At 63.3% G+C, this 20,350-nt stretch carries 27 protein-coding genes; 24 read left to right on the top strand and 3 right to left on the bottom strand.

The genetic code is table 11. The features are described 5' to 3' along the window. Nucleotides 1–199: 199 nt before the first annotated feature. From G7079_RS13215 to G7079_RS13180, 8 genes are all read left to right on the top strand, one after another. Complete coding sequence (locus tag G7079_RS13215) at nucleotides 200–2,350, top strand: adenosylcobalamin-dependent ribonucleoside-diphosphate reductase (protein ID WP_166057753.1); 2,151 nt, start codon at nucleotides 200–202, stop codon at nucleotides 2,348–2,350. A 125-nt stretch (nucleotides 2,351–2,475) separates the two neighbouring features. Next, complete coding sequence (locus G7079_RS13210; RefSeq protein ID WP_166057752.1) at nucleotides 2,476–3,033, top strand: hypothetical protein; 558 nt, start codon at nucleotides 2,476–2,478, stop codon at nucleotides 3,031–3,033. Between the two features lie 88 nt (nucleotides 3,034–3,121). Then, the gene (locus tag G7079_RS13205) at nucleotides 3,122–3,919 is read left to right on the top strand and encodes an NrdJb (RefSeq protein ID WP_166057959.1); all 798 of its coding nucleotides are present in this window, start codon (nucleotides 3,122–3,124) and stop codon (nucleotides 3,917–3,919) included. A 91-nt stretch (nucleotides 3,920–4,010) separates the two neighbouring features. Continuing rightward, nucleotides 4,011–4,418, top strand: coding sequence for a hypothetical protein (locus G7079_RS13200; protein WP_166057751.1), 408 nt, complete (start codon nucleotides 4,011–4,013; stop codon nucleotides 4,416–4,418). Nucleotides 4,419–4,452: 34 nt separating this feature from the next. Beyond that, the gene (locus G7079_RS13195) at nucleotides 4,453–4,746 is read left to right on the top strand and encodes a hypothetical protein (RefSeq protein WP_166057750.1); all 294 of its coding nucleotides are present in this window, start codon (nucleotides 4,453–4,455) and stop codon (nucleotides 4,744–4,746) included. Between the two features lie 546 nt (nucleotides 4,747–5,292). Beyond that, entirely contained in the window at nucleotides 5,293–5,646 is a 354-nt protein-coding gene (locus G7079_RS13190) for an FKBP-type peptidyl-prolyl cis-trans isomerase (protein WP_166057749.1), read from the top strand. A 49-nt stretch (nucleotides 5,647–5,695) separates the two neighbouring features. Beyond that, nucleotides 5,696–6,532, top strand: a complete 837-nt coding sequence (locus G7079_RS13185) for a pirin family protein (protein WP_166057748.1) — start codon at nucleotides 5,696–5,698, stop codon at nucleotides 6,530–6,532. Nucleotides 6,533–6,716: 184 nt separating this feature from the next. Continuing rightward, on the top strand, nucleotides 6,717–7,451 hold the full coding sequence (locus tag G7079_RS13180) for an SDR family oxidoreductase (RefSeq protein WP_166057747.1): 735 nt from the start codon (nucleotides 6,717–6,719) through the stop codon (nucleotides 7,449–7,451). Nucleotides 7,452–7,559: 108 nt separating this feature from the next. Here G7079_RS13180 and G7079_RS13175 read toward each other — a convergent pair whose 3' ends face one another. Next, nucleotides 7,560–7,769: a cold-shock protein gene (locus tag G7079_RS13175; protein ID WP_166057746.1), complete on the bottom strand. Its 210-nt coding sequence runs from the start codon at nucleotides 7,767–7,769 to the stop codon at nucleotides 7,560–7,562. A 405-nt stretch (nucleotides 7,770–8,174) separates the two neighbouring features. Here G7079_RS13175 and G7079_RS13170 point away from each other — a divergent pair, with 405 nt between their 5' ends. The 7 genes from G7079_RS13170 (at nucleotide 8,175) to G7079_RS13140 (ending at nucleotide 12,244) form a co-directional block, all read left to right on the top strand. Continuing rightward, complete coding sequence (locus G7079_RS13170) at nucleotides 8,175–8,567, top strand: DoxX family protein (protein WP_206203213.1); 393 nt, start codon at nucleotides 8,175–8,177, stop codon at nucleotides 8,565–8,567. Between the two features lie 118 nt (nucleotides 8,568–8,685). After that, complete coding sequence (locus G7079_RS13445; protein ID WP_166057744.1) at nucleotides 8,686–9,411, top strand: CDGSH iron-sulfur domain-containing protein; 726 nt, start codon at nucleotides 8,686–8,688, stop codon at nucleotides 9,409–9,411. A 46-nt stretch (nucleotides 9,412–9,457) separates the two neighbouring features. Beyond that, nucleotides 9,458–10,090 carry an NAD-dependent dehydratase gene (locus G7079_RS13160; RefSeq protein ID WP_166057743.1) on the top strand — a complete coding sequence of 211 codons (633 nt, stop codon included), beginning with the start codon at nucleotides 9,458–9,460 and terminating at the stop codon, nucleotides 10,088–10,090. A 38-nt stretch (nucleotides 10,091–10,128) separates the two neighbouring features. After that, a complete protein-coding gene (locus tag G7079_RS13155) occupies nucleotides 10,129–10,521 on the top strand; it encodes a DUF488 domain-containing protein (protein WP_166057742.1) in 393 nt (130 codons plus the stop codon). Then, a complete protein-coding gene (locus tag G7079_RS13150; RefSeq protein ID WP_166057741.1) occupies nucleotides 10,514–10,723 on the top strand; it encodes a DUF2945 domain-containing protein in 210 nt (69 codons plus the stop codon). Before G7079_RS13155 ends, G7079_RS13150 begins: the two co-directional genes overlap by 8 nt. Before the next feature lie 68 nt (nucleotides 10,724–10,791). Further along, complete coding sequence (locus tag G7079_RS13145; protein ID WP_166057740.1) at nucleotides 10,792–11,130, top strand: zinc ribbon domain-containing protein YjdM; 339 nt, start codon at nucleotides 10,792–10,794, stop codon at nucleotides 11,128–11,130. Between the two features lie 73 nt (nucleotides 11,131–11,203). Then, a complete protein-coding gene (locus tag G7079_RS13140) occupies nucleotides 11,204–12,244 on the top strand; it encodes a proline iminopeptidase-family hydrolase (protein WP_166057738.1) in 1,041 nt (346 codons plus the stop codon). Nucleotides 12,245–12,327: 83 nt separating this feature from the next. Here G7079_RS13140 and ald read toward each other — a convergent pair whose 3' ends face one another. After that, the gene (ald, locus tag G7079_RS13135) at nucleotides 12,328–13,446 is read right to left on the bottom strand and encodes an alanine dehydrogenase (RefSeq protein ID WP_166057737.1); all 1,119 of its coding nucleotides are present in this window, start codon (nucleotides 13,444–13,446) and stop codon (nucleotides 12,328–12,330) included. Nucleotides 13,447–13,573: 127 nt separating this feature from the next. Here ald and G7079_RS13130 point away from each other — a divergent pair, with 127 nt between their 5' ends. The 9 genes from G7079_RS13130 (at nucleotide 13,574) to G7079_RS13090 (ending at nucleotide 19,167) form a co-directional block, all read left to right on the top strand. Then, nucleotides 13,574–14,047: an Lrp/AsnC family transcriptional regulator gene (locus tag G7079_RS13130; RefSeq protein WP_166057736.1), complete on the top strand. Its 474-nt coding sequence runs from the start codon at nucleotides 13,574–13,576 to the stop codon at nucleotides 14,045–14,047. A 45-nt stretch (nucleotides 14,048–14,092) separates the two neighbouring features. After that, a complete protein-coding gene (locus tag G7079_RS13125) occupies nucleotides 14,093–14,887 on the top strand; it encodes a lytic transglycosylase domain-containing protein (RefSeq protein WP_166057735.1) in 795 nt (264 codons plus the stop codon). A 136-nt stretch (nucleotides 14,888–15,023) separates the two neighbouring features. Then, complete coding sequence (locus G7079_RS13120) at nucleotides 15,024–15,563, top strand: hypothetical protein (RefSeq protein ID WP_166057734.1); 540 nt, start codon at nucleotides 15,024–15,026, stop codon at nucleotides 15,561–15,563. A 95-nt stretch (nucleotides 15,564–15,658) separates the two neighbouring features. Beyond that, complete coding sequence (locus G7079_RS13115; RefSeq protein WP_166057733.1) at nucleotides 15,659–16,387, top strand: HAD family hydrolase; 729 nt, start codon at nucleotides 15,659–15,661, stop codon at nucleotides 16,385–16,387. A 111-nt stretch (nucleotides 16,388–16,498) separates the two neighbouring features. Further along, a complete protein-coding gene (locus G7079_RS13110; RefSeq protein WP_166054345.1) occupies nucleotides 16,499–16,975 on the top strand; it encodes a hypothetical protein in 477 nt (158 codons plus the stop codon). 93 nt (nucleotides 16,976–17,068) lie between these two features. Beyond that, nucleotides 17,069–17,506 carry a copper resistance protein NlpE N-terminal domain-containing protein gene (locus G7079_RS13105; RefSeq protein WP_166057732.1) on the top strand — a complete coding sequence of 146 codons (438 nt, stop codon included), beginning with the start codon at nucleotides 17,069–17,071 and terminating at the stop codon, nucleotides 17,504–17,506. Between the two features lie 103 nt (nucleotides 17,507–17,609). Beyond that, nucleotides 17,610–18,254 (top strand): hypothetical protein, encoded by a 645-nt coding sequence (locus G7079_RS13100; protein WP_166057731.1) that lies wholly within the window; start codon nucleotides 17,610–17,612, stop codon nucleotides 18,252–18,254. 20 nt (nucleotides 18,255–18,274) lie between these two features. Then, nucleotides 18,275–18,685: a GFA family protein gene (locus tag G7079_RS13095; protein WP_166057730.1), complete on the top strand. Its 411-nt coding sequence runs from the start codon at nucleotides 18,275–18,277 to the stop codon at nucleotides 18,683–18,685. Continuing rightward, nucleotides 18,682–19,167: a GNAT family N-acetyltransferase gene (locus G7079_RS13090; protein ID WP_166057729.1), complete on the top strand. Its 486-nt coding sequence runs from the start codon at nucleotides 18,682–18,684 to the stop codon at nucleotides 19,165–19,167. The genes G7079_RS13095 and G7079_RS13090 overlap by 4 nt, the downstream gene beginning before the upstream one ends. A 1-nt stretch (nucleotide 19,168) precedes the next feature. Here the strand turns inward: G7079_RS13090 and prpF are convergent, their stop codons facing one another. Continuing rightward, nucleotides 19,169–20,350, bottom strand: coding sequence for a 2-methylaconitate cis-trans isomerase PrpF (prpF, locus tag G7079_RS13085; protein WP_166057728.1), 1,182 nt, complete (start codon nucleotides 20,348–20,350; stop codon nucleotides 19,169–19,171).

The following is a 20,350-nucleotide window of genomic DNA, read 5'->3' as shown; positions in this document are numbered from 1 at the left end:
AAGCCTTGTGTCTCACGGTTCAGGAAGATCGGCGTCCGTTGGGGAGCGGCGCAGGATGGAAGAAGCGGCATAAACAGGACAAATCGGCAGCGCGCCACCGGCGCGGGGCCCCGTCGTCGCCTCCGCGATGGCGAAACCAGACAACACGGATGCGGCATTGCATTGCCGCGATACCACACGGACAGGAGCAGGATCAGGCATGAGCACGGTGAGGTTGGAAGCGGTGGCCACGGACGCAAAGCAGGACATTCCGATGCAGCCGGCATCGACCGATATCTGGGACAAGAAGTACCGCCTGAAGACCAAGCAGGGCGAGGCGCTGGATGCCGATATCGACGGCACCTACCAGCGCGTCGCCAAGGCCCTGGCCGAAGCCGAACCCACCACCGAACTGCAGCAGTACTGGGTGGAACGCTTCACCTGGGCGCTGCGCCGCGGGGCCATTCCCGCCGGCCGCATCACCTCCAATGCCGGCGCGCTGGAACACAAGCCCGCCACCAGCACGATCAACTGCACCGTGTCCGGCACCATCGAGGATTCGATGGACGGCATCCTCGACAAGGTCCACGAGGCCGGCCTGACCCTGAAAGCCGGCTGCGGCATCGGCTATGAATTTTCCACGCTGCGCCCGCGCGGCGCGTTCGTCGCCGGCGCCGGTGCCTACACCAGCGGCCCGATGTCCTTCATGGATATCTACGACAAGATGTGTTTCACCGTGAGCTCGGCCGGTGGCCGCCGCGGCGCGCAGATGGGCACCTTCGACGTGTCGCACCCGGACGTGAAGGACTTCATCCGCGCCAAGCGCGAAGACGGCCGCCTGCGCCAGTTCAACCTCAGCCTGCTGATCACCGACGGCTTCATGGATGCGGTCAAGACCGACGCCGACTGGCCGCTGGTGTTCCCGGTGAACGTCAAGGAAGCCGACGACGTCGACGTCGGCAACCCGGAACAGGTGGTCTGGCGCGAATGGCCCACCCACAAGAACTACGTGACCCGCGACGATGGCCTGGTCGCCTGCCGCATCTACGGCCACATCCGCGCGCGGCACCTGTGGGACATGATCATGGTCTCGACGTACGACTACGCCGAACCGGGTTTCATCCTGATCGACAAGGTCAACGAGATGAACAACAACTGGTGGTGCGAGAACATCCGCGCCACCAATCCCTGCGGCGAGCAACCGCTGCCGCCGTACGGCGCCTGCCTGCTGGGTTCGGTCAACCTGACCAAGTTCGTCAAGCATCCCTTCACCGACAAGGCCACGTTCGACTGGGAGGAATACAAGGAAGTCGTCCGCGTGTTCACCCGCATGCTGGACAACGTGGTCGAAGTGAACGGCCTGCCGCTGCAGCAGCAGCGCGACGAGATCATGCGCAAGCGCCGCCACGGCATGGGCTTCCTGGGCCTTGGCAGCACCATGACCATGCTGCAGATGAAGTACGGCAGCGCGGAATCCTGCGAGTTCACCGACCGCATCGCCCGCGACATGGCGGTGGCCGGTTGGGAAATGGGCCTGGCCCTGGCGAAGGAAAAGGGCGCCGCGCCGATCATGGACGAGCGCTTCACCGTCACCGCGGCGATGCTGCGCCAGCGCCCGGAAATGGTGCGCGACGGCTGGAAGATCGGCCAGGACATCGAAGGCAAGACCCTGCACGCCAGGTATTCGCGCTACATGCAGCGCGTGGCCGAAGTGGCGCCGGAACTGGTGGAGGAACTGGCCGAAGTCGGCGCCCGCTTCACCCACCACAGCTCGATCGCGCCCACCGGCACGATCAGCCTGAGCCTGGCCAACAACGCCAGCAACGGCATCGAGCCCAGCTTCGCCCACCACTACAGCCGCAACGTGATCCGCGAAGGCAAGAAGTCGAAGGAAAAGGTCGACGTCTGGTCGTTCGAGCTGCTGGCCTACCGTGAACTGGTGAATCCGAAGGCGATGCCCTTCGCCGAGGACGCCGCCGCCAAGCTGCCGGACTACTTCATCAGCGCCGACGACATCACGCCGAAGGAACACGTGGACGTGCAGGCCGCCGCGCAGAAGTGGGTGGATTCCTCGATCTCCAAGACCGCGAACGTCCCCACGGATTACCCGTACGAGGACTTCAAGGACATCTATCGCTACGCCCATGAAAAGGGCTTGAAGGGCTGCACCACCTTCCGCTTCAACCCGGCCGCCTTCCAGGGCGTGCTGGTCAAGGAAGCGGATCTCGAGAACACCACCTACCGCTTCGAACTGGAAGATGGCCAGGTGGTGGAGGTCAAGGGCAACGAACAGATCGAATACGACGGCGAACTGCACACCGCGGCCAACCTGTTCGATGCCTTGAAGGAAGGGTATTACGGCAAGTTCTGATCGCGCCGGCGCGCGCGCCGCGGACTGAACGTGAATCGACGTTCGCCATGCTGCACGCACGCCGCTTGCGGGTATAGGATCGCGCTGTTGTACCCACCCACCCACGCCCATCCGAGGAGGGGCATATGAGCAACGGAAATGGAGTGACGGCGACGCTGTCCGACGCCGCAGAAAGCGTGAAGGAAAAAGCCGCGGAAATCGGCGATGCCGTGGCCAGCACCGCCAGCGCCACCGTCAAGAAGGCGAAGAAGGCCGCCAAGTCCGCCGAGAAGTCGGTGAAGTCCAAGGTTGCCAGTGCGAAGAAAGCGGTCGGCAAGACCGTGGCCAAGGCGAAGAAGAAACTGGCCACCGCCAGCGCCGATGCCAAGAAGGAAGTCGCCAGCCTGAAGAAGAAGGTGGCCGGCAAGAAGGCAGCCGCCAAGAAGGCGGTGAAGAAGGACGTGGCCAAGGCCAAGAAGGCCGTGGGTGCCGCCAAGAAGACCGCCAAGGCCGACCTGGCCAAGGCGAAGAAGGTGGTGAAGAAAGACGTCGCCAAGGCCAAGAAGGCAGTGAAGAAGGCCGTTGCCAAGAAGGCTGCGCCGAAGAAAGCCGCGCCGAAGAAAGCCGCGAAGAAAGCGGTGAAGAAGGCCGCGCCGAAGAAAGCCGTTAAGAAGGCAGTGAAGAAAGCCGCGAAGAAGAAGTAAGCACCACGCCCGCCCGGTGCATGCGCCGGGCGGGTGGATACAGCAACGAATTCCAGAACAACAACACAGCACAGCAACCGGAACGCACATGGCCGTCAGGATCGAAAAGAAAATCAAGGGCTACGCCGTCGTCACCCCCGAGGACAAGGCGAAGGAAGCAGCGGTCAAGGCGGATTCCATCAGCCGCGCCCAGGCCGAGGCCGAACTGCCCGTGGCCGACGTGATCCAGATGCACGAGCGCATCGAGCGCCCGGAAGTGCTGATCGGCTCCACCTACAAGATCAAGAGCCCGCTGGTGGAACACGCCATGTACGTGACCATCAACGACATCGTGCTCAACGCCGGCACCGACCACGAACACCGCCGCCCGTTCGAGGTCTTCATCAACTCCAAGTCGATGGACCACTTCCAGTGGATCGTCGCCCTGACCCGCATCATGTCCGCCGTGTTCCGCAAGGGCGGCGACGTGACCTTCCTGGTCGAGGAAATGAAAGCCGTGTTCGATCCGAAGGGCGGCTACTTCAAGGCCGGCGGCGTGTACATGCCCAGCCTGGTGGCCGAACTCGGCATGATCATCGAGGACCACCTGAAGTCGATCGGCATGATGCACGACCCGGAGATGAGCGAGCACCAGCGCGCGCTGATCGCGGAGAAGCGCCGCGCCTACGAGCAGCGCTCAAAAAAAAACAGTGATGTAGGCAGCGCCGGGGAAATGGGCGGTGCGATGAGCAGCGCCGCCGGGCATCCCGAAGACATCGAAGTGACCGGCGATGGCGCCACCTTCCCGCCCACGGCGACGATGTGCCACAAGTGTTCGACCAAGGCGCTCGTGCTGATGGACGGGTGTGCGACGTGTTTGAATTGTGGGTATAGCAAGTGCGGGTAAAAGAGATCTGATTGCTCCATTGGACGACTCTCAAATGTTGGAGCAAATCTACTGGTGGTTGAATAGATGGGTGCCGTCAACGGCGCAGACAATGGCTGACTTGCTCACCATAGTCATAGCGTCGATCACTCTCTATGGCATTTTCAAATATAAAAAGAAGTTCCCATCCATAGTGAGAGCCTTGATTGCTCATCACTTAACAGAGCGGTTTTCAAAAGTTCGAGAAACGCTGTCGCTAATCGATCAAGAAAAATTCACAAAGAGCTCGACAAGGCTGCGCACATTGTTTTCAAAGCTGAACGGGCAGTTGCTTCCTTTGCTGGTAATTGCACCGGAGTTGAAGGATGTGCAATTGGCAGTCGAAGAAATAGCCGAGCGCAACGGCGTCTTGAACGAAGGAATAAAAGCAAAGCTGGTTCATCAGGTCGAAGGCGTGCTTGAGAACAGTCGAATAAATGGTCTGATTGATATTGCGGGTGAGGTGACCAATGGAAGATAAGGCTCAAATTGTCTTGAAGGCAGTAATCGATCGGATGGATGAGATCGATGAAATTCTTCCGTCTGGGGATGAAGAGTATTACTTCAAGTTTCGTAATCGTTGCTTCTCGGTAGTTAGGTATCCGGATGAGGAGGAGTACGTTTTCTATGCGTATCCTCGATGGAGGCGAGACCTTCTGACGCTTAAGACGATATTTGAGCGAAGCCAGAATCAACCTGATGCAGTGAGTGTTTCCGTTGAGGGCGAGATGGCAAAGACCCTCTTTGTCCAGCTAAAGGATCGGTTCCTTGGGCTTGATGAGCTTATTAAGGATCTTGGCGTTGGTTAAAGAACGGGGCAAAACGGCAACAACCAAAACGGGGTCAGGTTCACTTCCCGAAAAGGGGTCAGAGAACATTTCCGTTTGAAACGCGACACGATGTGAGTGTTCGCGCAGGAAAAAGGTGTCAGGGACAATTTTTGTTGGCGCAGGAAATGTTCTCTGACCCTTTTCGCACGTTGAAAGTCGACAGCGGCACGTTCATGGGCGCCGTCCGGAAAAAGGTGTCAGGGACAATTTTTGTTTCGAATCCAAAGGCGGCCTTGTGTCGCCTTTCGCGTTTCTGAAAGAAGGGACCGAAACGAGGTCAGGTTCACTTCTTGAAAGGCGGACATGTCTCGCCCTTTCCGTTGTTCCCTTGTCGGGCTTCGGCTCCAGCGATCCCGAATCGCGCTCGAAGCGTGTTGCAGAACCAGAACGGGGTCAGGTTCACTTCCTTGAAAGGCGGGCATGTCCCGCCTTTCGTTTTTCTTTTTCGCTTTTCGTCGTTTTCGTGGCCCGAACGGCGCAGCCGCTAAACTGCAGTCACGATAACCAAGCCACAAGGACCCTCCCATGCCCTTCACCACCACCGCCTCCGGCCTGCAGTACGAAGACACCGTCATCGGCACCGGCGCCGAAGCCCAGCCCGGCCGCAATGTCGTCGTGCATTACACCGGCTGGCTGTACGAGAACGGCGAGCAGGGCGGCAAGTTCGATTCCAGCAAGGATCGCGGCGAACCCTTCATCTTCCCGCTCGGTGGCGGCATGGTCATCAAGGGCTGGGACGAAGGCGTGCAGGGCATGAAGGTAGGCGGCCAGCGCACGCTGATCATCCCGGCCAACCTGGGCTACGGCGCACGCGGCGCGGGTGGCGTGATTCCGCCGAATGCCACGCTGAAGTTCGACGTCGAATTGCTGGGCGTCTGATTCCGGCGTAATACTTCTGGGCCGCAGTGCCATCCCGCAGGAGCATGCCGTGAGCCAGCGCAGGATCGAAACAATCGTGGCATCGGATCGCGTCATCGACGATGGCGACATGCGGTTGTTCCGCGCCTTGCCGATGGATGGGCAAGAGTCGCTGGGGCCGTTCGTGTTCCTGGATCATTACCGCCACCATAGCCGGCGTGGCATCGGCGACAAGCCGCATCCGCATGCCGGCATCGAGGTGATCAGCTATCTGCTGGATGGCAGCGTGGAGCACCGCGACAGCGTCGGCTTCCGCGATCGCCTCGGCCCGGGCGATGCGCAGTGGATCCGCGCCGGGCGCGGCATGCTGCATGCGGAGCAACCGGACGGAGGTCGCCACGGCCTGCAGCTGTGGACGAGTTTGCCGCCTGCGATGAAATTCGCGGATCCGGATTACGCCTCGTTCCGCGCCGCCGATATCCCCGAACTCGACCTGCCGGGCGCCACCGTCCGCGTCATCGCAGGCACGGTCAACGGCACCACCGGCCCCATGCGCAATGCCACGCACACGGTGTTCGCGCATGTGCGCCTGCAACCCGGCGCGGGCATCGCGTTGGACATCGATGCCAAGCAGCTTGGCTTCTACGTGCTGGAAGGCGAGATGCAAGGCCCCGAGGATGAAGCGCTTGGCCCGGGTACGTTGGCCACCTTCGGCCCCGGCACCGGGATCACGCTGCAGGCGGCGGAAGGGCAGGCGGCCAGCATCGCGCTGGTGGGCGGCGATCCGGTCGAAGGCGAACTGGTGTTCGCCGGCCCCTTCGTGATGGACACGCCGCAACACGCGCGGCAGGCGCAACAGGATTTCATCGACGGCAAGATGGGCCGGCTCGACGGCGTGCCGTTCTGAGGGTTTTTCGCCAGCCATCCAGCTGGCGCGCAAGCCGGGCGGAAATGCCCTGATCGTTCCCAGTCAGTGTCCCATCCGCATGGATTGCACCGTTCCATGCGTGGAGCGACGTGCGGATTGAGCGCGGCGCGGGTATCCCCATGTCATGGCGACAAGATTCAATCCCGCTCGCAAGGAGCACGTCATGAACAACAACGAAAAGATCGCGCTGGTGACCGGCGCAACCCGTGGCATCGGCACCGAAACGGTGCGCCAATTGGCCGAGGCCGGCGTGCGCGTGGTCTTGGCCGGGCGCGATGCCGGCAAGGCAGAGGCGGCCGCGACGCCGTTGCAGGCGCAAGGCCTGCCGGTGGAGTCGATCGCGCTGGACGTCAACGATGCGGCCAGCATCGATGCGGCGGCCAAGGCCATCGGCGAGCGCTTCGGCCGGCTGGACATCCTGGTCAACAACGCCGGCATCATGATCGACGACATCTCCAAGGGCGTGTCCGGACAAGGCATGGACACCTGGCGCACCACCTTCGATACCAACTTGTTCGGCGTGGTCGCGGTGACCAAGGCGTTCCTGCCGCTGCTGCATAAGTCGCAGGCCGGGCGCATCGTCAACGTGTCCAGTGCGCTGGGCTCGATGGCGCTGCATGCCGATCCGGCGTCGCCGATCTACCACTTCAAGGTGCCCGCGTACGACGTGTCCAAGACCGCGGTGAATGCATGGACCGTGCACCTGGCCTACGAGTTGCGCGACAGCGCGATCAAGGTCAACACGATCCATCCCGGCTACGTGAAGACCGACATGAACGCCGGCGAAGGCGACCTGGACGTTGCCGATGGCGCGCGCACCAGCGTCCGCCTGGCGCTGATCGATGCCGATGGCCCGAATGGCGGTTACTTCCACCTCGACCAAGCGTTGCCGTGGTGATGGGCCGGCAGGGAGCCTGTCGCTAATCGATCACCCAAACAAAAACCCCGCGCGTTTCCGCACGGGGTTTTTTGTTGCCGCGTTCGCGGCGCAAGCAGCGAGTAGAACTTACTCGGCCTGCACTTCTTCGGCCTGCAGGCCCTTCTGGCCCTGCGCAACCTTGAACGAAACCTTCTGGCCTTCCTGCAGGGACTTGAAGCCGCTGCCCTGGATGGAACGGAAGTGGACGAACAGGTCAGCGCCGCTTTCCGGGGTGATGAAGCCGAAGCCCTTGGCGTCGTTGAACCACTTGACGGTACCGGTTTGACGATCAGACATGGTGTTACTCCTTGGAACAGTTGAATGAACCTGGCCCGCAAAACGCGGTGCCGGGACTGTATCGAGCAAGGGGTAACGCGAAGCGATGGAGCGGATCGTCTGGACAGGCCGTTTCCGGCCCTGGAACCTGCTGATCTACCGCATCGGAGCCACGATGTACCGTGATCCCGCTTTGAACAGTGCTCGCACCCTACCTTAATTTTGATGAACGCGGGCTCGAAAAGGGATAAAAATCCTTTCCGCCCGACAGGCGAAGCCGTTGCGAACGGCGAATATTCAGGTTGCCCGGCCCGGTTCATCGGTGTCCGGCGCGGGTGTAAATTGCCATGGCCTGCTGGCTGCGACGCCTTCATCCGCCGGATCGCAGGCATCACGAATGAGCGATTCCGCACGGGGAGAATGTCGATGCACGAGGAAGCCTTGCTGGTCGCGCGCCTGTTCCTGGGCGTGCCTTTCATCATCTGGGGCGTGATGAAGCTGCGCGGTGGCGAGGCCAAGCTGGTGCCGGTACTGGCCGGGCTTGGCCTGCCGGATGCCAAGTTCCTGGCTTACCTGGTCGGGTTTTGCGAACTGGTCGGCGGCATCGCGGTGGTGCTGGGATATCCGGTGCGCATCGTGGGCGTGCTGCTTGGCCTGTGGTGCCTGGTGACCGGCTATGCCGCGCACAAGAGCGACACCAACCAGCTGTTGGCGCATGTGGCGATGGCCGGTGGTTTCTTCCTGCTGGCGGTGGTCGGTGCAGGCACGCTGGCGTTGTTCGGCGGCGCCCCCACGGGTGTTTTCGCCCATCTCCAATAAACCGACGACAGGGCGGCTCGCGCCGCAGACGAAACGTCCGGTTGCCCGCCGGGGCGGTGCGCGCTAGCGTGCGGGAACGGCTTCATCGGCTTGTTTGTTCGACGCATCGGAGGCTTGCATGAGCGGAACCCGCGACAACGTGCAAATCGGCACCACCCAGTCCGATCCCGACATCTGGATCGACGTGACCGCAGACGGCCCCTACGTGGTGCATGGCGCGCCGCCGCTGCACACGCAGACCATCGTCCAGAACGCATCCGGCAACTCCGGCAGTTATCGCCAAGGGCAGGCGTTCGCGGTGAAGGACGGCAGCATGCTGTGCCGCTGCGGCCATTCCAGGCACAAACCTTATTGCGATGGCAGCCACAAGACGGCGGCCGTGGACCTGGCCGAGACCGCCTCGTTCGCGCCGCTGCTGCAGGGCTCGGAGGAAATCGACGGCCCGCAGGTGGCATTGACCGACAACGAGGACTACTGCGCGTTCGCCCGTTTCTGCGACAACGGCCAGCGCATCTGGAACGAGGTGCAGATCCCCGGCAAGGAACACGCGGAGCTCGCGGTGGAGATGGCCCATCACTGCCCGGGCGGACGCCTGCTGGTCTGGGATGCGCAGACGAAGCAGCCGATCGAGCCGGCGGTGCCGGTGGCGCTGGGCCTGATCGAGGATCCGGCCGAAGGCTGCAGTGGCCCGCTGACCTTGCAGGGCGGCGTGCGCGTGCAAAGCGCCAGCGGCCGTTCCTACGAGATCCGCAACCGGCAGGCCCTGTGCCGTTGCGGGGCCTCGTCGAACAAGCCGTTCTGCGATGGTAGCCACGCCTCGATCAAGTTCCAGGACGGACTTTGATGCGGCTTGGCCTGGTGGCCGTTCGTAGCCTGCCCGAGGAGCTTTCGTGAACATCCTGCATGTCGGTGCCACCGGACTGGTCGGGAAATTGGTGCTCCCGCGCTTGCTGGACGCGCCGCAGGTCACCCGCGTGGTCGCGCCCACGCGCAGGTCGCTTGGCATCGAACATCCGCGCCTGTTCAACCCGGTGGTCGATTTCGATGCGCTCCCGGGCAGCGCCGATTGGTGGGCGGTGGACGCGGTGATCTGCACGCTGGGCACCACCATCGCCGATGCCGGCTCGCAAGCTGCCTTCAAGCGCGTGGATTACGGCTATCCCCTGCAGGTGGCGCAACTCGCGCGCCGGCATGGCGCGCAGACCTATGCGCTGAACTCGGCGATGGGCGCGAACGCGCGATCGAAGATCTTCTACAACCGGGTCAAGGGCGAACTGGAGGATGCGTTGATCGCGTTGGGCTATCCGTCGCTGGTGCTGGTGCGTCCCGGCGTGATCGACGGTGAGCGCGGCACCTCGCGCCCGGGCGAAGCGCGCATGTTGGCGGTCTCGCGCTTGCTGCGCCCATTGCTGCCGATGCAATGGCGTCCCAGCCGTGCGCAACGTATCGCCGATGCGCTGGTCGATGCCGCGCTGGATCCGCCGAATGGCGTCAGCGTGGTGGAAGCCAGCCGGTTGGCGTAACGTTTGCGCCTACGCCCGCATGTTCCTGTTCTTGCGCGATGTCGACTCCCGCGATTCCTGCCTCCCACGTTCTGCTGAAACGCGCCTACGTAGCGGCCGAGTCTTCCGATGGCGTGCGCATCCTGGTGGATCGCCTGTGGCCGCGCGGCGTGAGCAAGCAGAAGGCCGCGCTGGACGACTGGATGAAGGATCTCGCGCCCAGTACCGAACTGCGCCAGTGGTTCCACCACGAACCTGCGCGATGGTCGGAGTTCGAGGCGCGTTATCGGGTCGAATTGCGCCAGCATGGGCCTGCACTGGCGCAACTTCGCGCGTTGGCGAAGACGCGCGTGGTGACGCTGGTCTATGGCGCGCGCGACCAGGCGCAGAACCAGGCCGTGGTGTTGCGCGAGGTGCTGTTGCACGGCGACAAGGGAGAGGGCGATGACTGAGCGTTTCAAGATCGGCGACCACGTGCGCTGGAACTCGGAGGCTGGCTGGGTCTCGGGCACGATCATCGCCATCCATACCAGCGACTTCGACTACAAGGGTTACACCCACCACGCCAGCCCGGATGATCCGCAGTACTCGATCAAGAGCGACCGCACGGAGCACGTCGCCGCGCACAAGGGCGGCGCGTTGCACCTGGCATGACCCTGCGACGCATGTCGCACGCAACCAGCGCGTAAAATCGCCGTTTCGCGCATCGACACGGCATCGCAATGACCACGTTTCCCCCTTGCCCGCAATGCAGCTCCGCCTACACCTACGAAGACGGCGCGCTACTGGTCTGCCCGGAATGCGGGCATGAATGGGCGCTGCAGCAGGCAGAGGCCGTCGACGAGGCGAAAGTGGTGCGCGATGCGGTGGGCAACCTGCTGCAGGACGGCGATACCGTTACGGTGATCAAGGACCTCAAGCTCAAGGGTTCCTCGCTGGTGGTGAAGGTGGGCACCAAGGTGCGCAACATCCGCCTGGTCGATGGCGACCACGACATCGATTGCAAGGTCGACGGCATCGGCCAGATGGGCCTGAAGTCCGAGTTCGTGAAAAAGGCTTGAGCGCCAGGCACCGGTGCTGCGCTGCGATGCGGGTATAAGCTGCGACGCGACGCCAGGATCGGAGTTGCTACCCATGCGCGCGATATTCGCCACCCTGCTGCTGACGGCATTGGCCATTTCTGCATTCGCGGCAGAGCCGCCCACGCTGCAGTCCTATCACGACAACACCAAGCAGCCCGATGCCTGGTCCGGTGGCGTGCGGATGATCCCGATCCACACGCCGCACGGCGATTTTCGGGTGTGGACGAAACGCGTCGGCAACAACCCCACGCTCAAGCTGCTGTTGCTGCACGGTGGGCCGGGCGCCACCCACGAGTACTTCGAGGCCTTCGACAGTTTCCTGCCGGCGGCTGGCGTGGAGTACTACTACTACGACCAGCTGGGTTCGTACTACAGCGACCAGCCGGAGGACATGACTCCGTTCCTGAGCATCGACCACTACGTCAACGAAGTGGAGCAGGTGCGGCAGGCGCTGGGGTTGGATCGCGACGACTTCTGCGTGCTCGGCCATTCCTGGGGCGGCATCCTCGCCATCGAATACGCGCTGAAATACCCGCAGCACCTCAAGTGCCTGGTCGTCTCCAACATGATGTCCAGCATCCCGGCCTACAACCGCTACGCCCACGACGTGCTGATGCCGCAAATGGATCCGGCGGCGCTGAAGGAAATCCTGGCGCTCGAAGCGGCGAAGAAATACGACGAACCGCGTTACGAGGAATTGCTGTTGCCGTTCTACGAGGCGCACGCCTTGCGCCGGCCGGCGGCGGAATGGCCGGAGCCGGTCGTGCGTTCGCTGGTCCGCCACCTCAACAAGAAAGTCTATGTGCCGATGCAGGGCCCCAGCGAGATGGGCGCCAGCGGCATCCTGGTGGACTGGGATCGCACCAACGATCTCAGGAAGATCGCGGTGCCCACGCTGGTGATCGGCGCGCAGCACGACACCATGGATCCGAAGTACATGCAGATGATGAGCGGGCAGTTCCCGAACGGCGAGTACCTGTACCTGCCCAACGGCAGCCACATGGCGATGTACGACGACCAGCAGGCGTATTTCGATGGCTTGCTGAAGTGGCTGCACAAGGTGGATGCGGGCAAGCCGACGAAGCACGAGTAGCTGCACGGGTTGTATCTTTCGCTGCAGCAATGAAAAAGGGGACGGTTGACCGTCCCCTTTGTCGTCCAAGCGTTGCGTGGGGCTTACATGCCCAGCACGCTTTCCGCACTGACGTAAGGCAGGCCGTGCGCTTCGGCCACCGGTTCGCAGGTGACTTTGCCTTCGCACACGTTCAGGCCTTCGCGCAGGTGAGCATCCTGGATCAGCGCCTGCTTCCAGCCCTTGTCGGCCAGTGCCAGGGTGAACGGCAGGGTCACGTTGTTCAGCGCGAAGGTGGAGGTGCGCGCCACTGCGCCCGGCATGTTCGCCACGCAGTAGTGCACCACGCCATCGACAACGTAAGTCGGGTCGGCATGCGTGGTTGCATGCGAGGTTTCCACGCAGCCGCCCTGGTCGATCGCCACGTCCACGATCACCGAACCCTGCTTCATGGTCTTGACCATGTCGCGAGTCACCAGCTTCGGTGCGGCGGCACCCGGGATCAGCACGGTGCCGATCAGCAGGTCGGCGCGGCGCACCAGTTCCTCGATGGTGGCGCGGGTGGAGAACACGGTGGAGATCGAGGTACCGAACTGGCTGGCCAGGCGCTTGAGCGCATCGGCCGAACGATCGACCACGGTGACCTTCGCGCCCATGCCCACCGCAATGGTCGCCGCATGCGTACCGGATACGCCGCCACCGAGGATCACTACTTCGGCGGCAGGCACGCCGGGCACGCCACCCAGCAGCACGCCGCGGCCGCCCTGGGTCTTCTCCAGCGAGTGCGCGCCGACCTGCGGGGCCAAGCGACCTGCGACTTCCGACATCGGAGTCAGCAACGGCAGCGAGCCATTGGCGGCGGTGACGGTTTCATAGGCGATGCACACCGCGCCGGAATCGATCAGGTCCTTGGTCTGCGGTGCGTCGGGAGCAAGGTGCAAATAGGTGAACAGGATCTGGCCCGGGCGCAGCTTCTTGCGCTCCTCGGCCAGCGGCTCCTTCACCTTCACGATCATGTCGGCGCTGGCGAAGATTTCATCGGCGGTATCGATGATCTTGGCGCCGGCGGCGATGTAGTCCGCATCGCTCAGGCCAGCGCCGATGCCCGCGCCCTTCTGCACGATCACTTCGTGGCCGTGGTGGACGAGTTCCAGCACCGACGACGGGATCAGGCCCACGCGGTATTCGTTGTTCTTGATTTCCTTGGGTACGCCGACGCGCATGATGCTCTCCTCCCGGGTTGAGGGCGGCAGTATGCGCGCCGGATCGCGCACTTAGTCGCCGAATTCGTTGCGATGAATGCGCAGATGTCGCATTGTTGGCGAAATATCGGCCAATCAATCGAATGTCATGCGTGCCAACGAAGTCCCCCTCGACGACCGCGACCGCGCCATCCTGCGCCTGCTGCAGGCCGATGGCCGGCTGACCAACCTGGAACTGGCGCAGCGCATCAACCTGTCGCCCTCGGCCTGCCTGCGCCGGGTCAAGTTGCTTGAGGAATCCGGGCTGATTTCGCGATACGTGATGCTGCTGGACGAGAAGCTGGCCGGTTTGCCGGGTACCGCGTTCGTACTGGTCACGCTGGACCAGCAAGGCCGCGCCGCGCTGGATGCGTTCGAGGCCGCGATCAATCGGCATCCGGAAGTCACCGAATGCTGCCTGCTCGCCGGCACCGCGGATTACATGGTGCGCGTGGCCTATGCCGACGCCGCCGATTTCGAACGCATCCACACCGAGATCCTCACCCAGCTGCCCGGCGTGGTGCGCGTGCAATCCACGCTGGCCTTGCGCACGGTGAAGAAGACCACGGCATTGCCGGTGTGAGCATGATCGTCTCGCCATTCAGCAGCGCACTCTAGAATTCGCGCGATGCGTCCGCGAATCGTCGCCACGACCCTGTTGCTGCTGACTGCCTGTGCCGCCATCGGCGATGCACAGGCACGCACCGTCTATCGCTGCGTGAAGGACGCCACGGTCAGCCTGTCCACCGCGCCGGAACCCGGCAGCAAATGCGAGGCGAAGACCATCGACGACAACGCGGCGATGCTGCCCAACCTGTGGGGCGAACTCGGTGTGTTCAGCGGCACGTTGTACGAATGGAAAGCGCCGGACGGGCGCATGGTCTACACCACGCGGCGGATGCCGGGCGCGGTGCAGTACCTCAAGTTCACCGTGGAGACGCCCAAGGCCTCACCCGCGCACGTGGGGCTGGGCAAGCTCGGCAAGCCACGGCTGGATGCGCATGCGCAGGAGTTTCGTGCGGCGGCAAAGGCGCACAAGGTGGACGATGCTTTCCTGCGTGCCATCGCGCATGCGGAAAGCGGATTCGATGCGAAGGCGGTTTCGCCGAAGGGCGCGCAGGGCGTGATGCAGTTGATGCCGGAGGTGCAGCGCGAGTACGGCGTCGCCGACCCGTTCGCATCGAAGCAATCGATCGACGGCGGTGCGAAATTCCTGCGCGCGTTGTTGCGTCGTTACAAGGGCGATTTCAACCTGGCCGCCGCCGCGTACAACGCCGGTATCGGCGCCGTGGCGAAGTTCCGCGGGGTGCCGCCGTATGCGGAAACGCTGGCCTATGTGGAAAAAGTGCATGTCCTGCATGAGCGCTATCGCAGCGCGATGGGCTTGAAGCCGCTGGATCCGCCATTGCGCGCGGCGCAGTGACCGGCGGCATGGATGCACCGCGTGGGTAGCGCGGATTTTGCCAGGCGTGGTTAAACAATCGTTGTCGTTCAGGCTGCGCGGCGGAGTGGATTCAGACGGGATGCGTAAGGTGCGTGCTGCGGCTTGTGCTGGGGTTGTGAGCAGCACGCGACGCAGCAACACCCGTTTTGATCCCCCGCAGAACGAAGACGAGGTACCAATGTCGAAATCGAAACTCCTGTCGTTGACCATCGCCGTGGCCGCGTGCCTGGCGGCCCCTGTCGCATTCGCGCAAAGCCTGGGCGTTGGCGTGAATGCCGGCGCGAAGGCGCGCGTCGAAGCCCCAGTCATGGCTGGGCAGTCGCAAGGCAACGTCCAGGCCGGTGCGCAAGCCGCAACGCCTGCCGTTTCGGCGACTCCTGCAGTTCCGGTGAAGGCGGACACGACTGCCGGCACCGCTGCACAAGCAGCCGTGCCCGCAACACCGGCAACCCCCGCGACGCCGGCAAAGAAGAGTTGGTCGGAACTGGATGCCAATGGCAATGGCAGCCTGAGTGCCACCGAGGCAGCAACGATGCAAAGCCTGTCCAAGGTATTCGTGAAGGCCGATGCCGATGCCAATGGCGAGTTGACCCAGGACGAATACAAGACTTGGCTCGCGGCGAGCGGCAAGGCCAAGACGAAGGCCGGCAGCTGACCGAAAAAACCAATAACAACGATGTTGTGGCACGAAGGGCGGCCTTGGCAGCCCTTCGTATTTCCGCCGTGGTGCCCGACGCTTACACTTCGTGCATGGACAGCACGCGCGGCGGCATCGCACTGGTCGGCTTCGATGCCGACGACACCCTGTGGAAGAGCCAGGATTATTTCGACGAGGCGCAGGCGGAGTTCGAGCGCATCGTCGGCGCCTACGTGGACCTGACGGATGCGGGCGATCGCCTGTACGCGGTGGAGAAGGGCAACCTGGCGCTGTTCGGCTATGGCGTGAAGGGCATGGTGCTGTCGATGATCGAAGCAGCGGTGGCGATCACCGAGGCCCGCATCAGCGCCGCCGATGTGCACCGCATCGTGGAGCTCGGCAAGGGTTTGCTGCGGCATCCGGTCGAACTCCTGCCGGGCGTGCGCGAAGCGGTGGAGCGCATCGCCGCCGACATGCCCGTGGTGCTGATCACCAAGGGCGATTTGTTCCACCAGGAAGCGAAGGTGCGCGATAGCGGTTTGTCCGACCTGTTCCGCCGCATCGAAATCGTCAGCGAAAAAGATCCGCGTACCTATGCGCGGCTGTTCGCGGAATTCGGCGTCGAACCCGGGCAATTCGTGATGGTGGGCAATTCGCTGCGTTCGGACATCGCGCCGGTACTGGAGCTGGGCGGTTGGGGCGTGCACGTGCCCTACCACACGACGTGGGCGCACGAGGCCGAGGCGCAGTTGCTCCACGGCGGGGAACGCATGCGCAGCATCGCGGGTCTTGGACAGTTGCCGATGGCCATGCAGGAATTGACGGCGCTTGCACGCAGCTGAACGCGCCATGTGCGCGTTTGGCGCGTTACCTCGAAATTAGAAAAGCGTTCACCTGCGGGGGCGCAAGGTCGTAACCGAATCCGCGTTGGTGCGGATGTCGAGGAGACCAACATGATGAGCCTGTCCCGCTATCTTGCCCCCGCCGTCCTGGCCGCCAGCCTTGGCGTTGCGGCCGTCGCCGCGCCGGCCCCGGCGCAGGCACAGTCCGACGACTTGGTGCGCGTGCTGGTGAACGTGGCCGACGTGGTCCTGCGCGGCAACCAGCCGTACTACCGTTACGGCGATTACGGCTACAACGACCGCTTGGTCATGCAGCGCGACCGTTACGGCAATCCGGTCTATTACCGCTACATCCCGCGCAATACCTATAACAACGGCTACCGCAACGGCCCCCCGTACGGCAATGCCTATGGCTACAACCGCAATCGTGGTTACCCGGTCACGGGCCAGCGCAACGTGAAGTGCAACAAGCACGGCAAGTGCAAGACCTCGTACTACGATTCCCGCTATGACCGCGACGGTCGTTATGACCGCAACGACCGTTACTATGATGGCCGCCGCTGGCGTGATCGCGACGACCGTGACTAAGCCGCGTTGGCTGTAACCCGAAAGACGACGAACGGCGCCCATGCGGCGCCGTTCGTTCGTGTATGGCTGTCGCGATTGCGCCACAATCGCGACATGCGCATGCCACGGATTTCCCGCTTTATCGCGTTGATGCTGGTTTCGCTGGCCGGCTGCGAGATCGCCGCGCCGCCCGGCGGCAGCCCCGGTGCGGTAGGGTCCGCCTCCAATAGCGCGATAGAATTCCGCGGACAGCGGCCGTGCACGGATTGCAACGGCATCGAAGCCTGGTTGCGGCTGGAGCAGGAGGGCGGCAAGCAACCTTACCGCCTGATCGAGCACTATCGCGGCGCTGGCGGCGACCGCCAATTCGACGATGAAGGCGAGTGGCTGGCCGAAGGCGACCTGCTGCGGCTGCGTTCGCGCAATGGCGGCGAGCGCGTCTATGCCCGGCTGGCCGATGGCACGCTGCAGGCGCGCGATGCGCATGGCCGAGCATTGCCTGCAGCAGCCGATGACGTGATGGTCCCCGTCACCTTCGACACCATGCGCTGACCGTTCGTAACCGGTGGGTGTGTCCTTCACGAGTCAGTTAACCGCTGTCGTGGACACTGACGCCATCGACCACGCGGGTACCAACCTGCACCAGGAGTAGCGCATGCGTACCAGCCGATTGCTGCAACCCATCGTCCTTGCCGGTCTGATCGCCGCCGGCATCGGCAGCGCGAACGCCCAGACCTTTAGCCTCAACTGGAACCCGCGCAGCGGCGACGTCTGGGTAGACACGCAACTGGCGGACATGAACCGCTATGGTTCGCAGTACCGCGACCCCTTCATCGACGAGATGGTGCGTTACCGCGGTGCGCCACGCGATCTGGTCACCGACCTGCTGGTCAATCGTCGCTGGGCGCCGGGCGACGTGTATTACGCCTGCACCATCGCCCAGATCATCGGCCGCCCCTGCGGTTACGTGACCGATTACTGGCAGGAGAACCACGGCCAGGGTTGGGGTGTGGTGGCCAAGCAGATGGGCATCAAGCCGGGTTCGGCGGAATTCCATCGCCTGAAGAACGGTTTCGTGCCGACTTACGATCGCTGGTCGCGGCCGATCGTGCTGGATGCCGAGCTCAAGCGCGCGTACCCGAACCACGGCAAGGCGAAAGGCAAGCCATCCGCCTCTGCGCATGCGGACCATGGCAATGGTGACAAGGGTGCGAAGGGCGGCAAGGGGTTCAAAGGCGACAAGGGTTCCAAGGGTGGCAAATCGGATGGCGGCCACGGGAACGGCAAGGGCAAGCACTGATCCGTGACTAGAATGCGCGGATGAGCCAATCCGCGCATCCACCACATGTCACCCATCGCGGCGGCTGTCATTGCCGCCGCGTGCGTTTCGAAGTCGAGGCCCCGGCTGCGCCCGAAGTGCTGGAGTGCAACTGCACGATCTGCACGATGACCGGCTACCTGCACCTGATCGTGCCGGCTTCGCGCTTCCACCTGTTGTCCGGCACGGATGACTTGGTCGAATACGCCTTCAATACCGGCACGGCGAAGCACCTGTTCTGCCGTCACTGCGGCATCAAGAGTTTTTATGTGCCGCGCAGCCATCCGGACGGTTTCAGCGTCAACGGACGCTGCCTCGATGCCGGCACCGTGTCGTTCTTCCATATCACCCCGTTCGACGATAACGACCGCGATGCCGCGACGGCGGCGTGTGCGCACCTCACCGACGCATGAACACCAATGCCATCCGCATCGTCGGTTTCGAACCGCGCTGGCGCGCCGACTTCGCTGCCTTGAACATCGAGTGGCTGGAGCAGTGGTTCGAAGTCGAAGCCTACGACCGCGAAGTGCTGCAGCACCCGGAACGTTACATCCTGGCCGGTGGTGGCTACATCCTGTTCGCCGTGGATGAAGCGGATCGCGCGCTCGGCACGGTTGCGCTGATGCATCTTGGCGACGGCATCTACGAACTCACCAAGATGGCGGTGTCGCCGGAAGCGCGGGGGCTTGGCATCGGTCGCCTGCTGATGGACGAAGCCTTGCGGCTATATCGAAGCCTCGATGCGCGCGAGCTGTTCCTGGAATCCAGCAGCAAGCTGGCGCCCGCATTGGCCTTGTACGAAAGCGTCGGCTTCCGCCACCATCCCGCGCCGCGTGCCGGTTCGCACTATGCGCGCGCTGACGTGCACATGATCTGGGAACCTCAAAAGGACTGAGTCAGTCCTGCGGCACCCGCACCGTGCCTTCCATCAATACGCGCGCGGAGCGCGACATCACCGCCTTGGTCGCCACCCATTGGCCGTCGACCTGCTTCACGTCCGCGCCAACGCGCAGCGTGCCGGAGGGATGGCCGAAGCGGACTGCATCACGGGTGCCACCACCGGCCGCGGCATTGACCACGGTGCCCGGCACTGCCGCCGCCGTCGCGATCGCCACCGATGCCGTGCCCATCATCGCGTGATGCAGCTTGCCCATCGAGATCGCGCGCGCCAGCAGGTCGATATCGCCTGCGTGCACGGGCTTGCCGCTGGACGACACGTAATCCTTCGGCGGCGCGACGAAGGCGATCTTCGGCGTTAGCGGCCGCGCGGCGGCTTTCGACACATCATCGATCAGGCCCATGCGCACCGCACCCGCGGCGCGGATCGCTTCCAGCTTCGCCAGCGCGGCCTTGTCCTCGTTGATCGCCGGTTGCAGTTCGGTGCCGTCGTAGCCTAGCGAAGCGGCGTCGATGAAGATCGTCGGTACGCCCGCATTGATCAGCGTCGCCTTGAACCTGCCAATGCCGGGCACGTCGATTTCATCGACAAGATTGCCGGTGGGAAACATCGCGCCACCGTCTTCGCCTTCGTCCGCTGGGTCGAGGAATTCCAGCGCGATCTCCGCCGCGGGGAAGGTCACCCCATCAAGTTCGAAATCGCCGGTTTCCTGCACTTCGCCATTGGTCATCGGCACATGCGCGACGATGGTCTTGTGGATATTCGCCTGCCAGATCCGCACGCTGCACATGCCGTTGTCCGGCACGCGCGACGGATCGACCAGCCCGTTGGCGATCGCGAACGGCCCCACTGCCGACGACAGGTTCCCGCAGTTGCCGCTCCAGTCGATGAAATTGCCATCGATCGGTACCTGGCCGTAGAGATAGTCCACGTCGTGATCCGGCATCGACGCCTTGGCGATGATCACCACCTTGCTGGTGCTCGACGTCGCGCCGCCCATGCCGTCGGTGTGCTTGCCATACGGATCCGGCGAGCCGATCACCCGCACCAGCAGCGCATCGCGCGCCTTGCCAGGTGCGCGCGCAGCTTCTGGCAGGTCATCCAGCTGGAAGAACACGCCTTTCGACGTGCCGCCACGCATGTAGATGGCGGGGATGCGCAGTTGCGGTTTGTGGCTCAT

Origin of the sequence: Thermomonas sp. HDW16, assembly GCF_011302915.1 — a bacterium.
Taxonomy (GTDB): domain Bacteria; phylum Pseudomonadota; class Gammaproteobacteria; order Xanthomonadales; family Xanthomonadaceae; genus Thermomonas.
This window is presented reverse-complemented; position numbering and strand designations above follow the sequence as displayed.

What these genes read in the sequence shown, in the direction of transcription:
- G7079_RS13215 (WP_166057753.1), top strand. Translation starts at nt 200, where the DNA reads ATGAGCACGGTGAGGTTGGAAGCGGTGGCCACGGACGCAAAGCAGGAC.
- G7079_RS13210 (WP_166057752.1), top strand. Translation starts at nt 2,476, where the DNA reads ATGAGCAACGGAAATGGAGTGACGGCGACGCTGTCCGACGCCGCAGAA.
- G7079_RS13205 (WP_166057959.1), top strand. Translation starts at nt 3,122, where the DNA reads ATGGCCGTCAGGATCGAAAAGAAAATCAAGGGCTACGCCGTCGTCACC.
- G7079_RS13200 (WP_166057751.1), top strand. Translation starts at nt 4,011, where the DNA reads ATGGCTGACTTGCTCACCATAGTCATAGCGTCGATCACTCTCTATGGC.
- G7079_RS13195 (WP_166057750.1), top strand. Translation starts at nt 4,453, where the DNA reads ATGGATGAGATCGATGAAATTCTTCCGTCTGGGGATGAAGAGTATTAC.
- G7079_RS13190 (WP_166057749.1), top strand. Translation starts at nt 5,293, where the DNA reads ATGCCCTTCACCACCACCGCCTCCGGCCTGCAGTACGAAGACACCGTC.
- G7079_RS13180 (WP_166057747.1), top strand. Translation starts at nt 6,717, where the DNA reads ATGAACAACAACGAAAAGATCGCGCTGGTGACCGGCGCAACCCGTGGC.
- G7079_RS13175 (WP_166057746.1), bottom strand. Translation starts at nt 7,769, where the DNA reads ATGTCTGATCGTCAAACCGGTACCGTCAAGTGGTTCAACGACGCCAAG.
- G7079_RS13170 (WP_206203213.1), top strand. Translation starts at nt 8,175, where the DNA reads ATGCACGAGGAAGCCTTGCTGGTCGCGCGCCTGTTCCTGGGCGTGCCT.
- G7079_RS13445 (WP_166057744.1), top strand. Translation starts at nt 8,686, where the DNA reads ATGAGCGGAACCCGCGACAACGTGCAAATCGGCACCACCCAGTCCGAT.
- G7079_RS13155 (WP_166057742.1), top strand. Translation starts at nt 10,129, where the DNA reads ATGTCGACTCCCGCGATTCCTGCCTCCCACGTTCTGCTGAAACGCGCC.
- G7079_RS13150 (WP_166057741.1), top strand. Translation starts at nt 10,514, where the DNA reads ATGACTGAGCGTTTCAAGATCGGCGACCACGTGCGCTGGAACTCGGAG.
- G7079_RS13145 (WP_166057740.1), top strand. Translation starts at nt 10,792, where the DNA reads ATGACCACGTTTCCCCCTTGCCCGCAATGCAGCTCCGCCTACACCTAC.
- G7079_RS13140 (WP_166057738.1), top strand. Translation starts at nt 11,204, where the DNA reads ATGCGCGCGATATTCGCCACCCTGCTGCTGACGGCATTGGCCATTTCT.
- ald (WP_166057737.1), bottom strand. Translation starts at nt 13,446, where the DNA reads ATGCGCGTCGGCGTACCCAAGGAAATCAAGAACAACGAATACCGCGTG.
- G7079_RS13130 (WP_166057736.1), top strand. Translation starts at nt 13,574, where the DNA reads ATGCGTGCCAACGAAGTCCCCCTCGACGACCGCGACCGCGCCATCCTG.
- G7079_RS13125 (WP_166057735.1), top strand. Translation starts at nt 14,093, where the DNA reads ATGCGTCCGCGAATCGTCGCCACGACCCTGTTGCTGCTGACTGCCTGT.
- G7079_RS13115 (WP_166057733.1), top strand. Translation starts at nt 15,659, where the DNA reads ATGGACAGCACGCGCGGCGGCATCGCACTGGTCGGCTTCGATGCCGAC.
- G7079_RS13110 (WP_166054345.1), top strand. Translation starts at nt 16,499, where the DNA reads ATGATGAGCCTGTCCCGCTATCTTGCCCCCGCCGTCCTGGCCGCCAGC.
- G7079_RS13105 (WP_166057732.1), top strand. Translation starts at nt 17,069, where the DNA reads ATGCGCATGCCACGGATTTCCCGCTTTATCGCGTTGATGCTGGTTTCG.
- G7079_RS13100 (WP_166057731.1), top strand. Translation starts at nt 17,610, where the DNA reads ATGCGTACCAGCCGATTGCTGCAACCCATCGTCCTTGCCGGTCTGATC.
- G7079_RS13095 (WP_166057730.1), top strand. Translation starts at nt 18,275, where the DNA reads ATGAGCCAATCCGCGCATCCACCACATGTCACCCATCGCGGCGGCTGT.
- G7079_RS13090 (WP_166057729.1), top strand. Translation starts at nt 18,682, where the DNA reads ATGAACACCAATGCCATCCGCATCGTCGGTTTCGAACCGCGCTGGCGC.
- prpF (WP_166057728.1), bottom strand. Translation starts at nt 20,350, where the DNA reads ATGAGCCACAAACCGCAACTGCGCATCCCCGCCATCTACATGCGTGGC.